The 12,489-nt window shown below is 59.5% G+C and carries 12 protein-coding genes, 2 pseudogenes and 1 other annotated feature; of the genes and pseudogenes, 11 read left to right on the top strand and 3 right to left on the bottom strand.

The features are described 5' to 3' along the window. The 8 genes from C1I89_RS32775 to C1I89_RS32745 form a co-directional block, all read left to right on the top strand. A partial coding sequence (locus tag C1I89_RS32775) for a transposase (protein WP_146196975.1) occupies nucleotides 1-426 on the top strand: 426 nt, incomplete at its 5' end. A gap of 198 nt (nucleotides 427-624) precedes the next feature. Beyond that, a complete protein-coding gene (locus C1I89_RS34285) occupies nucleotides 625-1,965 on the top strand; it encodes a hypothetical protein (RefSeq protein ID WP_146196974.1) in 1,341 nt (446 codons plus the stop codon). Next, nucleotides 1,847-2,857, top strand: coding sequence for an IS21 family transposase (istA, locus tag C1I89_RS32770; RefSeq protein WP_088590580.1), 1,011 nt, complete (start codon nucleotides 1,847-1,849; stop codon nucleotides 2,855-2,857). The genes C1I89_RS34285 and istA overlap by 119 nt, the downstream gene beginning before the upstream one ends. Continuing rightward, nucleotides 2,854-3,624, top strand: a complete 771-nt coding sequence (gene istB / locus C1I89_RS32765) for an IS21-like element helper ATPase IstB (RefSeq protein WP_005013542.1) — start codon at nucleotides 2,854-2,856, stop codon at nucleotides 3,622-3,624. The genes istA and istB overlap by 4 nt, the downstream gene beginning before the upstream one ends. A 154-nt stretch (nucleotides 3,625-3,778) precedes the next feature. Further along, nucleotides 3,779-4,681 carry a DUF1983 domain-containing protein gene (locus C1I89_RS32760; protein WP_158218700.1) on the top strand — a complete coding sequence of 301 codons (903 nt, stop codon included), beginning with the start codon at nucleotides 3,779-3,781 and terminating at the stop codon, nucleotides 4,679-4,681. 90 nt (nucleotides 4,682-4,771) lie between these two features. After that, nucleotides 4,772-5,215, top strand: a complete 444-nt coding sequence (locus tag C1I89_RS32755; RefSeq protein ID WP_088591525.1) for a hypothetical protein — start codon at nucleotides 4,772-4,774, stop codon at nucleotides 5,213-5,215. A 2-nt stretch (nucleotides 5,216-5,217) separates the two neighbouring features. After that, nucleotides 5,218-5,742, top strand: coding sequence for a hypothetical protein (locus C1I89_RS32750; protein ID WP_088591526.1), 525 nt, complete (start codon nucleotides 5,218-5,220; stop codon nucleotides 5,740-5,742). Beyond that, nucleotides 5,726-5,992, top strand: a complete 267-nt coding sequence (locus C1I89_RS32745) for a hypothetical protein (protein ID WP_088591527.1) — start codon at nucleotides 5,726-5,728, stop codon at nucleotides 5,990-5,992. The genes C1I89_RS32750 and C1I89_RS32745 overlap by 17 nt, the downstream gene beginning before the upstream one ends. Nucleotides 5,993-6,222: 230 nt before the next feature. Here C1I89_RS32745 and C1I89_RS32740 read toward each other — a convergent pair whose 3' ends face one another. Then, nucleotides 6,223-7,350, bottom strand: coding sequence for a porin (locus C1I89_RS32740; protein WP_102776315.1), 1,128 nt, complete (start codon nucleotides 7,348-7,350; stop codon nucleotides 6,223-6,225). Between the two features lie 932 nt (nucleotides 7,351-8,282). Continuing rightward, nucleotides 8,283-9,554, bottom strand: coding sequence for an IS256 family transposase (locus C1I89_RS32735; protein ID WP_102776314.1), 1,272 nt, complete (start codon nucleotides 9,552-9,554; stop codon nucleotides 8,283-8,285). A 61-nt stretch (nucleotides 9,555-9,615) separates the two neighbouring features. Between C1I89_RS32735 and C1I89_RS32730 the strand changes: the two are divergent. The 3 genes and pseudogenes from C1I89_RS32730 to C1I89_RS32720 all read left to right on the top strand — a co-directional run. Then, nucleotides 9,616-10,299 (top strand): annotated as a pseudogene (locus C1I89_RS32730) (Mu transposase domain-containing protein); the annotation flags it as partial. Next, nucleotides 10,289-10,657 (top strand): annotated as a pseudogene (locus C1I89_RS32725) (ATP-binding protein); the annotation flags it as partial. The pseudogenes C1I89_RS32730 and C1I89_RS32725, both read left to right, overlap by 11 nt. Before the next feature lie 52 nt (nucleotides 10,658-10,709). After that, nucleotides 10,710-11,932 (top strand): IS3 family transposase gene (locus C1I89_RS32720; protein ID WP_088591529.1). Its coding sequence is split into 2 segments (ribosomal slippage): nucleotides 10,710-10,995 and nucleotides 10,995-11,932, totalling 1,224 coding nucleotides; the frame shifts between segments, so codons are not numbered across the junction. Further along, nucleotides 10,988-11,104 (top strand) — a sequence feature (AL1L pseudoknot). (Overlaps the previous gene by 117 nt.) A gap of 1 nt (nucleotide 11,933) precedes the next feature. Here the strand turns inward: C1I89_RS32720 and C1I89_RS32715 are convergent. Beyond that, nucleotides 11,934-12,236 carry a hypothetical protein gene (locus C1I89_RS32715; RefSeq protein ID WP_088591530.1) on the bottom strand — a complete coding sequence of 101 codons (303 nt, stop codon included), beginning with the start codon at nucleotides 12,234-12,236 and terminating at the stop codon, nucleotides 11,934-11,936. Between the last annotated feature and the right edge of the window lie 253 nt (nucleotides 12,237-12,489).

The following is a 12,489-nucleotide window of genomic DNA, read 5'->3' as shown; positions in this document are numbered from 1 at the left end:
TATGCAAGTTGGAAGGATCGCAAGGCACTGGCCGCCGCCATCCGCCCGATCTACACGGCCCCAAGCGCCGAAGCCGCTCTGGCCGAACTCGAGACATTTGAGCAAGGGCCATGGGGACAGAAATTCCCCGTCGTGACCCGCGCATGGCGCCATGCGTGGGATCGCGTCATACCGTTCTTTGCGTTTCCACCCGAGGTGCGTAAGGTCATTTACACGACCAATGCCATTGAGAATATTAATGCGCAGCTACGCAAAATCATCAAAACCAGAGGGCACTTCCCCAGCGACGAGGCCGCTACCAAACTCCTCTGGCTGGCTCTGCGCAATATCACCGCCGATTGGGGCCGTCCGGCCCGTGATTGGAAACAGGCCATGATCCAGTTTGCTATCCTCTATGAAGATCGCTTCGTCCGTCCTTCCGTTTGATTTTTAACCCGCCTTAAACACGGAATTTCTGACAACCCCGTCGGCCTTGATGCGTGCCGCGCTCGGCCGGGCAGCATCATCCGTGTAGCAGACCAGCACCTGGCCGGCCGCCGAATTGGTGGCCGGATTCGCTCCGCAACTTCGACCGTAATTACCGTCGATGCAGAACTTGGTGTGCGTCCGGGGGACCGCCTAACGGTGAACTTGCCCAGCGGCGTGTCGCAAACGCGGATCATCAGCACGGCAGTAGGGCAGGGCCTGACCGCCGACATGACCACCTTCACCGTCGATTCCACTGAACTGACGGCCGACATGGTGGGCTTGCCCGGTACGGTGCTGATTCTGACTGTGAGCGCGCCGTTTACCGAGGTGCCCGAGGCAGAGTGTGTGTGGACGCTTGAGTCGGAAACGCTTTCTGCTCAGCGGTTTCGAGTTCTCAGCATCAAGCGCAAGGATGGGCTGACCGCTGAAATATCGGCTATTCAGCATGAGCCGGGCAAGTTCGACAATGTGGATTTCGGAACCCGTCTTGATCCGCTGCCCATCACCGTTATCCCGCCTGGCGTTCAAGCTCCACCAACGGAGGTCACGATCACGTCTTACCCGGTTGTGGCTCAGGGATACGCCAGTCATACGGCAGTGTTTTCCTGGAAGCCTGCGGCGAACGCTGTTGCTTATGAGGTGCAGTGGCGTCGGAACAACTCGGAGTGGGTGAATCTCCCTCGCACTGGATCAACCAGCATCGAGGTGCCCAATGTGTATGCGGGCGCATTCCTTTGCCGCGTGCGGGCGCTGAACGCCATGGACATTGCTTCGATATGGGCCTCATCGACGCAGACGCAACTGGATGGCATTCTCGCGCCGCCAGCCACCGTGACGCACCTGGAACCGTCGCAGGGAACTTCAGCGATTGTGTTCGCCATTCAGGTGAAATGGGGCTTTGCTCCGGGGCCGTCCATCATTGAAAAGACGGAGATTTGGTACAGCAAAACTCCCGACTTTGCCGACGCGATTCCGCTGGGCGAGTATGCATATCCCCAGAACTCCGCTTTGCTGATGGGGCTGTCCGGTGGTGTACGCCTCTATTTCTGGGCCATCCTGCGCGATAAGAATGGCTTACCTGGTCCAAGGTTCCCGGCTGGCAACGGGGCGATGGGGCAGTCCAGCACCGAGCTTGGCGATATCCTGAACTACTTCAACGGAAAGATCGGACAGACGCAATTGGGCCAGGATGTACTTGCCCCGATTCAAAAGATTCCCGCTCTCGAAACAGGGTTGTCAGAAGAAGTCACCGTGCGGGAAGAGCAACACGACGCGACTGTCGAGTCCATCAGTGTCAGCGCCGATGTAATACTGACCCACCGCGTCGGAGTAAATCTGACCCACCTGGGCAATGATGGCGGCCTTTTGGCCGCCGACAATGTTGACTCAGGAGCAAGCAGTGGAGATCAAGGTAATGGCGCGTCGCGGCGTCAGCATTCGGGAGATGGCCAAGCAGCTGGGCTGCTCACGCAACACGATCAGGCGGTATCTGCGTGAGGCTGATGCCCAGCAGTACAAGCCCCGCGAGGCACGGACCACCAAGCTGGATCCGTACAAGGACTATCTGCACGGGCGCATCGAGGCGGCCCGGCCGCACTGGATTCCAGCAGCCGTGCTGCTGCGGGAGATTCAAGAACTGGGCTACCCCGGTGGTGTAACGCAGCTCAAGGAGTTTCTTGGCGGCTACAAGCACCAGGAGCCTGAACCGGTCGTTCGTTTTGAGACGCCGCCTGGCAAGCAGATGCAGGCCGACTTCACCCACATCCGGCGCGGCCGTGATCCCTTGATGGCCTTTGTCGCCACGCTGGGATACAGCCGTTCGAGCTGGGTGCGGTTCACCACCGATGAGCGCGCCGACACTTGGTTCGGATGTCTGCGTCAGGCCTTCATCTACTTCGGCGGCGTACCCCAGCACGTGTTGTTCGACAACGCGGGCGCCATCATCACCGAGCGCGATGCCTACGGCCCCGGCCAGCATCGCTGGCACAACGGGCTGTTGGCCGTCGCCCAGGAGTTCGGCTTCACCCCGCGTGTGTGCCAGCCTTATCGCGCCAAGACCAAGGGCAAGGTCGAACGCTTCAACGGATACCTGAAGGGCAGTTTCTGTGTCCCGTTGGCCGCGACCCTCAAGCAGGCTGGCCTGCGCTTGGATGTGACGGCAGCCAACGCGCACGTCGGTCGCTGGCTCACGGAGGTGGCCGATCAGCGGCTGCATGGCACCACTCGGGAGAGACCCGCTAAGCGGTTGCAGGAAGAGCGCCTGGCGCTACTGCAGTTGCCTGCGCAACACGGCATGCTGGTGCCAGCCACGTCTCACCGGCCTGTGCCGCGAGAGAGCTTCCAGCACCCGCTGTCGGTCTATAACGAGTTGCTGGAGGTGCGAGCATGAACCTTCAACACAACCGCATCGAACAGATCTGCGATGTCCTGAAGCTGGAGCGTATCGGCAGCGAGTGGCCCGCCATGGCCCAGCAGTGCGCCCGCGAAGACGCCAGCCATGGCGACTTCCTGGAGCGCCTTCTGGGTATTGAGAACGACGCCCGGATCGAACGCCAGCGCGCCGCCCTGATGAAGATCGCCACGCTGCCCTCGGTCAAGACCATCGAAGACTATGACTTCGCCTTTGCCAGTGGTGCGCCGCGTGCCCAGATCCAGGAACTGGCGGCCCTGAGCTTTATCGAACGGGCTGAGAACGTGGTATTCCTGGGACCCAGCGGCGTGGGCAAGAGCCACCTGGCGCAGGCATTGGCGTACCGTGCCGTCATGGCGGGCATCAAGACCCGGTTTCTGACTGCCGCCGACCTGATGATGCAGTTGGCCACTGCCCATAAACAGGACCGGCTGCAGCAGTACTTCAACCGCGCCATCATCGGGCCGCGCCTGCTGGTGATCGATGAGATTGGCTATCTGCCCTTCGGGCGCGAGGAAGCAAACCTGTTCTTCAACGTGGTGGCCCAGCGCTACGAGCGTACCAGCATCATCGTCACCAGCAATCTGCCCTTCAGCCAGTGGGCCTCGTGCTTCTCTGAGGATCAGACGCTGACCGCCGCCTTGCTCGACCGCCTGCTGCACCACGCCCATATCGTGCAGATTGCCGGGGAAAGCTACCGGCTCAAGGACAAGCGTAAAGCAGGAAACATCAAGATCAGGAACTAGGTTTTTGAACGCCGGGGTGGGTCAGTTTTACTCCGACGATTCCGACGAAAGTGGGTCAATTTTCAACCGGCGTTGACACATCAGGACCCTGACCGCAAAGGTGGGGGAAAACGCAGGTCTGATTCGTGAAGAGAGTGAGGCGAGGGCTGACGATGTGAGCGCACTTGGGACGCGCATAACAAGCGTACAGGCATCGGTCAAAGACGCCACGGACAAAGCTAACGACGCCTTCGCAGCTGTAGAGGAAACAAGCTCCGCGATAGCCAAGCTGGACGGCAATGTGGCCGCCATGTGGAACGTCCGCGCAGGTGTGACTGTTGGAGGCCGTTACTACGCGGCTTCTATTGGCTTGGGCGTGGAGAGTTCGGGCGGCGTGACCGAAACGCAGTTTCTTGTGGCTGCCGACCGATTCGCCGTCATTCACCCCAATGGGCCGCAGGTCGTCACGCCGTTTGTGATTCAAGGCAGTCAGGTTTTCATGAACCAGGCGCTTATCGGTACGGCTTGGATCAAGAACGCAAACATCGATACGTTGGACGCCGGCAAGATTACGACGGGCACGATGAGCGCCGACCGCATTGATGTAGGGACGTTCAACGCCAAGGTGGCGAACATCGACCAGGCTTACATAAGGTCTGCGAACATCCAGAGCGCTCAAATTGGCACCCTGCACTTACAGAACGGGGCGGTAACAGCAGGGAACGCTGTGGCAATCAATCTGGGCTTCGGTCAGGGAAGCAATGACAATGCCGTCCAGATCAACTTCACCATGCCAGCTGCCGGGAACGCCATTATTAACTATGACTTCGCCGCCAGATGCGATTCTGCGTCGGCGCTTCCGAGCGGCCAGGTGCGACTGCTCTTGGATGGCAATCTCATCAGCCGGGCTGCGATTATCTTGTACACCCAAGATGAGCGCGACAACATGAAGTCGATGACCGCCATTGCTACGGGGATAGGTGCAGGCGCGCACACCCTCCGCCTTGAATTTCCACGCCCGAACGGTGGGACGGTCTGGGTCACAGGGAGTCTCGCCTTGATTTCGTTCGTCAGGTAGTCCAACGCATTTCAATTGCCCGCCTCGGCGGGCTTTTTTTCGTCCAAACGGGAGGCAATCATGCGCACCGTCTACAGGAGCAGTGCAACTATGGAACCAGGTACTACGGGGCTGGGAGGCCTCGCTGCCTTGAAGGTCGCAATGGCGTATGGCGTGCCGGCGGCGTTGGCGGCCATGCTTGGCCTGCTGATCATGCCGCCACGGTCGGCGCGGGAGTTCACCGTCCGAACGATTTCGACCGTCGCATGCTCGTTCATGTTTGGGCCGGCGTTGGCCGGCGCGGTGATCGCGTGGAAACCGGGGCTGATGGACGCCATGATCTGGCTGGCGCAGCACGGCGCGGGCAGTGATGACGCGCTGCTGGCGAAGTTCTACGTGTTGGGGCCGAGCATGCTGCTCGCTGGGCTTCCGGCGTGGTGGGTATTGGGGGCGTACATGCGATGGATGGCAAGCATGCGCCAGAAGGGGCTGCTTGAATGGGTGGCCGAGGCCCGCGCGAAGATTCTGGGCGTGCGGCCTGGTGGGGAGGGGTGATTGTGGATTTGAAGACTGTTCTCGATACCGCAATCGCACCTGCGCTTGCGCTCTTGCCCGCCAACCGCGACACCCGCGAAGCGCGCGTGATGCTGATTGCCATTGGCTTGCAGGAAAGTCGCTTTCTGCATCGACGGCAGATCAAAGGGCCGGCCGTGGGCTTCTGGCAATTCGAACGTGGGGGCGGTGTGCTCGGCGTGCTGTCGCATCCATCGAGCTGGGCGGCCGCCCGCTCAGTGTGCGCCGCTCGGGATGTCGAGCCGACCACGACGGACGTGTACAACTCGCTGGCGCACGACGACGTCCTGGCGGCGGCGTTCGCGCGGTTGCTGTTGTGGACCGAACCCCAGCGCCTGCCTTCGTTGGGTGACGCGGACGGTGCCTGGGCTCTGTACCTGCGCACCTGGAGGCCCGGTGCTTTCACCCGTGGGACGTTGGCGCAACGGGTGGACCTGCGCGCGAAGTGGGGCAGGAACTATGCCCAGGCGATGGCCGAGATAGGAGGTGACCATGCTGGCCTGGTTTGAACGAATCAAGGAATGGTTAATGCTGGCCGGCCTGGCGCTGGCGGCGCTGGTCAGCGCCTTCTACCGGGGGCGTGCGACGGGGCGTCAAGCGGAGCGGCAAGAGCGGCAGGATCGGATCAACGAACAGGCGGCGCAGGCGCGCCAGGAGGTGCGCAATGTGCAGTTGGAGACGGCTCGTATGGATGATGACGCTATTGCTGATGAGCTTAAGCGTCAGTGGGTGCGGGGCCCCGGCAAAAGTCGGCGTTGAGTTCTGCGACCATGCGCGGCCGATCTATTTCGATTCCGAGCAGCAAGTTGATGCGACCCCGGTACCGATTCGGCGGCGGATCCTGGAGAGGAACGAGGAGTGGCGCAAACTTTGTGAGCGTTGAGTAACACCAATAAGTAAAAAGCCACCCCAAAGGGTGGCTTTTACGAACAGACTTCAGCCCGCTCAAGTACTTTGAATTCAAAGCAGGACTTACGCCCTGCTTTGGATTAGAAGCGGTGTTGCAAGCCGACGGCAGCAGCAGTGCTCTTCAGGTCGTCATGGAAGGCGTAATTCTTTCCATACGACCCGTAGACGTAAACGTTCGTACGCTTGGACAGATCGTAGGTGTAACCAAGGCTAAACACATTCATCGTCGAATCTCCACCCGTCAAACGGGTATTCGAAGGATCAACACGCTGCCACGAGCCGAAGATATTGCTAGCGGAACCGAAGGGTACGCTCACACCCAGCAGATAGGAGTTGGCCTTAAAGCCATCAGCAAAGCGGTTAGTGCCGAAACGGTCTGCTGCACTGACAAACTCGGAAGATCCCTCAGCGTCTTGACCACCGAACCAGCCGTCGGTCGTACGAGCATAGCCCAGCGAGAGCTTCAGAACTTCGAAATCGTAGGCTGCGCCGATGGCGTACTGACGCGGCTTGGCGTCGTTGTCGACGCTGGAGTTGTTCGCACCGTTCAGTTGATCAAATGACAGGGCCACATTCAGCGGACCATTCACGTACTGACCACCAACGGTGATTGCGCGAGTATTGTCCGCAGTAGCAAAGCCGGACTGATCGGTATTATTGCTGTCTGCGTTGAACGAATAGCCTACGCCAAAGCGGAATCCACCGAACGACGGGGTTTGGTACAGAACCAAGTTGTCCAGGCGGTAGGTATTGGCAGCGCTGAAACCGACACCGATGTTAGCCTGACCAAAGCCGGCACCGAACGGATCGATCGAGCCGAAGTACTTCGACGAGAGGTTCGTTTGGCGACCGAACTCCAGCCGACCCCAGTTGTCGCTAGCCAGACCAACTGTGGCTTGACGGCCGAACAGGCGGCCACCTTGAGCGGAGTTGCCGTTACTGGAGTTAAAGCCCGACTCCAGGTTGAACACCGCGCTCAGGCCATCACCCAGGTCCTCCGAGCCACGAAGCCCCCAACGCGACCCGTTCTTGACACCATTCACTTCGCTGATACGGCTGTGATTATAGCTCACGCCATTAACGCTGCCTTTGATCTTATTGTAGCCAATGCCAGTGTCGATGATGCCATACAGGGTGACAGACGTTTCTGCCTGGGCTACACCGGCGAAACCGGCGAGCAGGGCGGCAGCGAGCAGAGTCTTTTTCATTTAAGAAATCTCCGTTGATTTGAGTGACAAGAGCAGCAATCCAGCAAACCAGCCTGCCGCCCCCCTAACTCCGCGAAGGGAAGTTAAGAAGGATTGCATCAGAATTCGGCGCTGGACGCTACGGTTGGCCCCAAAAAGGACCTGTTATCCAGCGGCGTTGTTGGGGAAACGCAACAATTGTGCGACACTTGAGCAACCCATTTCCAAGCTGGCTGTAGACACGCTGAGTACGCATGGAGCAAGCAACTACACATGAAGACGGTTTTTGTCACCGGCTAAGGCGCATCATCCGCCTCCGCTTTCCTTCCATGATGGAATTTTCACGTCAGTGCGGCATACCGTATCGTACGCTTCGAGACTACGCATTCTCTGGCAAAAAGCCCGGTAGCGACGCTTTGGTTGCGATAAGTGACTCACTTGGAGTGAGTATTGACTGGTTGCTGCTAGGAACTAATGAGGTTCCGGAGCGACGGCAAACAGACCTCGAGATTAGCTTACTTGTTCAGGCGATCGAAAAGACAGAGCGGGTAGTGTCGAAGCAGAAGCGCCCTCTTTCTGCACACGAGAAGGCGTACTGCATTGCGACCGTATATCGCCTAACGTTGCCAATGCGGACGGTAAGCCAAGACGTGGTCGATCAGGTCGTTTCGAGTATTGGGCAATCGAATGCTGTGAGATCAGGAGGCAGTTTCTAGGGTATACCCTATGATTTGACCTTAATTCACTGGCCCTTGGCGAGGGATGGGGGGAGTACTGCCGACAGGCCGTCATGTTGCTGTGGTAGCCATGTCGTAGGCGATCCCAGTAACTCACTTAGATGCTTGCCCAGTACGTCGAACGCCTCTTTCCGTTGCGGTAGCATGGTTTGCCGCTGGTACGTGCGAGTGGTCGAGCCTGTCCGTATTTTTGTGGGCGAGGCGTTTTAAAAGTTGTTATCCCCGGGCCGCAGTAAACCGTTCGCCGAACAGGATAGCAAACTGGTTCATGGCGACTTTCCAGTCGAAGGTCGCTCTGACGGACTTGGCCAGCACGTTGCGTAGCGCCAGCCATAGGAGCTTGATGGCGGCCTCATCCGTTGGGAAGTGGCCTCGCGTCTTGATGATCTTGCGCAATTGCATGTTCAAGCTCTCGATGGCATTGGTCGTGTAGATCACGCGCCTGATGTCCGGCGGGAACACGAAGAACGGCGTGACGTTCTCCCAGGCCCGCTGCCAGGCCGCGACGATGGTGGGGTACTTGGTTCCCCAGGGCCCATCGGCGAACGCCTGTAGCGCCTGCTCGGCTGCTTGTGCGCTGGCGGCTGCGTAGATCGGGCGCAGGGCGGCGGCTACAGCCTTGCGATCCTTCCACCCGGCGTAATCCAGGCTGTTGCGGATCAGATGCACGATGCAGGTCTGCACCGTCGTGCGCGGGAAGGCCGTGCCGATGGCGTCGGCCAGGCCCTTCAGGCCGTCGACCACGGCGATCAGGATGTCCTGGCACCCTCGGGTCTTGAGTTCATTGAAGACCTTGAGCCAGAACTTGGCCCCCTCGGTTTGCTCGACCCACAGGCCCAACACATCGCGCTGGCCGTCGGCCTGCACGCCCAGCGCCAGGTACACCGCCTTGTTGCTGACGCCGCCGTCGTCTCGGATCTTGACCCGCAACGCGTCGAAGAACACCACCGGGTACATCGCCTCCAGCGGCCGGTTCTGCCAGGCGATGGTCTCGGCCATGACCTCGTCGGTGACCGAGCTGATGAAGTCCGGCGAGACCTCGGTGCCGTAGCTCTCGGCCAGGAACGCCTGGATCTCGCGCACGCTCATGCCCCGTGCGTACATGGCGATGATCCGGTCATCGAACCCGGTGAAGCGTCGCTCGTGCTTGGGGATCAGGATCGGGGCGAAGGAGCCGTCCCGGTCACGGGGAAGCTCCACGCGCACCGGGCCATGCTCGGTCAGCACCGTCTTGCCGCTGGCGCCGTTGCGCTCGTTGGCCTGGCCTTCGGGCTTGTCCTCGCCTGGCCGATAACCCAGATGCAGGTTCATCTCCGCGGCCATCGTGCGTTCGATCACCGCCTTCTGGAACGACAGGAACAGGTCTTGGACCTCGCTGGGCGTCATCGGTCCCTTGACAAGATGATCCAGCAGTTCGGCTGGGACTTCAGGCAGCGGCCCACGGGCCGCCGCCTGAGCGGCTGCGCTGCGTCTCTTCTTCATCGGCATATCCATGGTCTTTAGTCCTCATGATATGCCTCGCACACAAAATTGCGGATAGGCCCGGCTGTGGCAACAGATACGCCATCCTGCATGTGACCAGAGCATCTGGCAGATATGGTCCGAAGAACGCCCATTTCTGATGCCTGTTGGCCAGCCGTTCGACGGCTTTGTGGAACACACCAAGCGCGTTTCCCCCACATGCTTGATCGCCTTCGAGCGTGACCGCTATAGCGTCCCCGCGTCCTACGCCAACCTGCCTGTGAGTTTGCGGGTCTATGCGGATCGCCTCGTTGTCGTCGCCGAAGGTCACGTCATCGCGCAGCATCCTCGCCACATCAACCGGCGCCATGACCGTGGTGCCACTTTCTACGACTGGCGGCATTATCTCGCCGTGCTGCAACGCAAGCCTGGCGCGCTGCGCAATGGGGCGCCGTTCACCGCGTTGCCGGAAGCATTTCGCCAACTTCAGGCACGGCTTCTGCCTCACGCTGGCGGGGATAGAGAGATGGTGGAGATCCTGTCGTTGGTCTTGTTGCATGACGAGCAACTGGTCCTCGCCGCAGTGACCTTAGCGCTGGAGGCCGGTACGCCATCGAAGCAAACCATTCTCAACATCTTGAGCCGACTGCTCGACGGCACACCGCTACCGCCGCTGACGGCGCCCCAAGCGCTCTCGCTCACAGTCGAACCCGAGGCGAACGTCGGCCGCTACGACACCCTCCGCACTCAGGAGCCACGTCATGCAGCATGAACTCATGATCGAGCGCTTGAAGGCGCTCAAGCTGCACGGGATGGCTCAAGCGCTCATTGACCTCGTGCAGTAAGACTCTCCGGCATACCAGAGCTGCTCTCCCATCTTGAGCCAGCTTCTACGGGCCGAGCTTACCGAGCGAGAGGTGCGATCTATTGCCTATCAGATGAAGGTGGCCAAGTTCCCAGCATATCGAGACTTACAAGGCTTTGACTTCGGATGCAGCTAGGTCAACGAAGCCCTCGTTCGGCAACTGCACCGCGGCAAGTTCATCGAACCCGCTCACAATGTCGTATTAGTTGGCGGCCCTGGCAAGACGCATCTGGCGACGGCCTTCGCGGTTCACGCCATCGAACACCTGTGAATCACACCGGGTTTCGTGGAGGCCTCAACTCTTGAGAGAATGAGGCATGAAAAAATCCAACAGCTACTCCCCAGAAGTCCGTGAACGTGCCGTGCGCATGGTTCTGGAGAACGTGAACGACTACCCATCCGAATGGGCAGCGATCGAATCCATTGCGCCCAAGATCGGTTGTGTTCCGCAAACGCTGCACAGCTGGGTGCGCAAGTATCAAACTGACCTGGGGCGCAGGCCCGGGCAGACCACTGAGGAACGGGAGCGGATCAAGGCGCTGGAACGCGAGAACCGGGAACTGCGCAAAGCGAACGAGATTCTGCGCCTGGCCAGTGCGTATTTTGCCCAGGCGGAGCTCGACCGCCGCAACAAACCCTGAACGCTTTTGTCGACGAGTACCGGGACCAGTACGGAGTCGAGTCGATCTGTCGCGTTATCCAGATCGCTCCGTCCGGTTACTACCTGCATGCCGCCAAAGCCCGTCAACCCGAACTGCGAAGCGCCCGTGCCAAGCAGGACGAGCTGTTGAGCGATGAAATCCAACGCGTCTGGGATGACAATATGCAGTGCTATGGCGTCGTGAAAGTCTGGAAGCAGCTCAAGCGGGAGGGCATTGATATTGCTCGATGCACGGTACAGCGGCTGATGCGTCAGCTGGGCCTGCAGGGTGTTCGTCGCGGTCTTGTGATCCGTACCACGACGCCTGATGGAAGCGTGATCTGTCCGCTGGATATGGTCCAGCGACAGTTCCATGCGGATCGACCCAATCAGCTATGGGTGTCCGACTTTACTTATGTTTCAACGTGGCAAGGCTGGCTCTACGTCGCCTTCGTGATCGATGTCTTTGCCCGGCGAATCGTTGGCTGGCGGGTGAGCAACAGGATGCGAACAGACTTCGTTCTGGATGCCCTGAAGCAAGCGCTGCACGCTCGACAGCCGAGCCGCATGGACGGCCTAATACACCATAGCGACAGGGGTAGCCAATACGTCTCCATCCGATACACGGAGCGTCTCGCTGAGGCCGGCATAGAGCCCTCTGTAGGCAGCAAAGGCGATAGCTATGACAACGCTTTGGCTGAAACCATCAACGGGTTATACAAAGCGGAGCTGATCTATCGGCAGTCCTGGCGTAGTCGCGAAGCCGTGGAAATCGCCACTTTAAAATGGGTTCACTGGTACAACCACCAGCGGTTGCTGAGCTCGATTGGGTATATACCCCCGGCAGAAGCTGAGGCAAACTTCTACCAGCAACAATCCGGTCAGGCCATGGCGGCCTGACTTAAACGAAATGGCCTCCATAAAACCCGGTGTGATTCAAGCTGTGAAGCTCCCCGCGCTTGCTAATTTGCGAACGGATCGTCTCGGTCGTATCCGTAGTTTCGCGCAGCTGCCTCTTGATGTCGTCCAGATCGTCCGACATCGCTGCGTTCGTTGCTCGGGTCTTGAGATAGGCACCAAAGAAAGAACCGGCAGCGGCGACAACTAGCAGGACCGTCATCGACACCAGTTGCTGCTGCCAGCTTCCCAGTCCGGCCAGGGCATTCGCCAGTTCCTGAATAGCCGCTACGACGCTCTCGTCCATGTGACCTCCCGTTGGATGGAAAGAGTCTAGTTGAGCCTAGCGTGTCGAGGGGCTCCGGTGTGAGCCCATACATTGCGCCTATCGGTTCGAGCGTTATGCCGACCCGTTGACCCACCCATTAGTCGTTCATCGTCGCGAGCCCCCCAGTCGGCCATTGAGATCCTGTACACGGAACGACGGTCGCCGGCACATCGCGACTTCACTCCTTCAAATGATCCACGGGCACTTTCAAGGCGCAACCCTGTTCAGCGCT

Origin of the sequence: Achromobacter pulmonis, assembly GCF_002885955.2 — a bacterium.
Lineage (GTDB): Bacteria > Pseudomonadota > Gammaproteobacteria > Burkholderiales > Burkholderiaceae_B > Achromobacter > Achromobacter pulmonis_A.
This window is presented reverse-complemented; position numbering and strand designations above follow the sequence as displayed.

Coding starts and splice junctions, on each gene's coding strand:
- istB (WP_005013542.1), top strand. CDS start 2,854: ATGAACCTTCAACACAACCGCATCGAACAGATCTGCGATGTCCTGAAG.
- C1I89_RS32715 (WP_088591530.1), bottom strand. CDS start 12,236: ATGGACGAGAGCGTCGTAGCGGCTATTCAGGAACTGGCGAATGCCCTG.
- C1I89_RS32740 (WP_102776315.1), bottom strand. CDS start 7,350: ATGAAAAAGACTCTGCTCGCTGCCGCCCTGCTCGCCGGTTTCGCCGGT.
- C1I89_RS32745 (WP_088591527.1), top strand. CDS start 5,726: ATGCTGGCCTGGTTTGAACGAATCAAGGAATGGTTAATGCTGGCCGGC.
- C1I89_RS32755 (WP_088591525.1), top strand. CDS start 4,772: ATGGAACCAGGTACTACGGGGCTGGGAGGCCTCGCTGCCTTGAAGGTC.
- istA (WP_088590580.1), top strand. CDS start 1,847: ATGTTGACTCAGGAGCAAGCAGTGGAGATCAAGGTAATGGCGCGTCGC.
- C1I89_RS32735 (WP_102776314.1), bottom strand. CDS start 9,554: ATGCCGATGAAGAAGAGACGCAGCGCAGCCGCTCAGGCGGCGGCCCGT.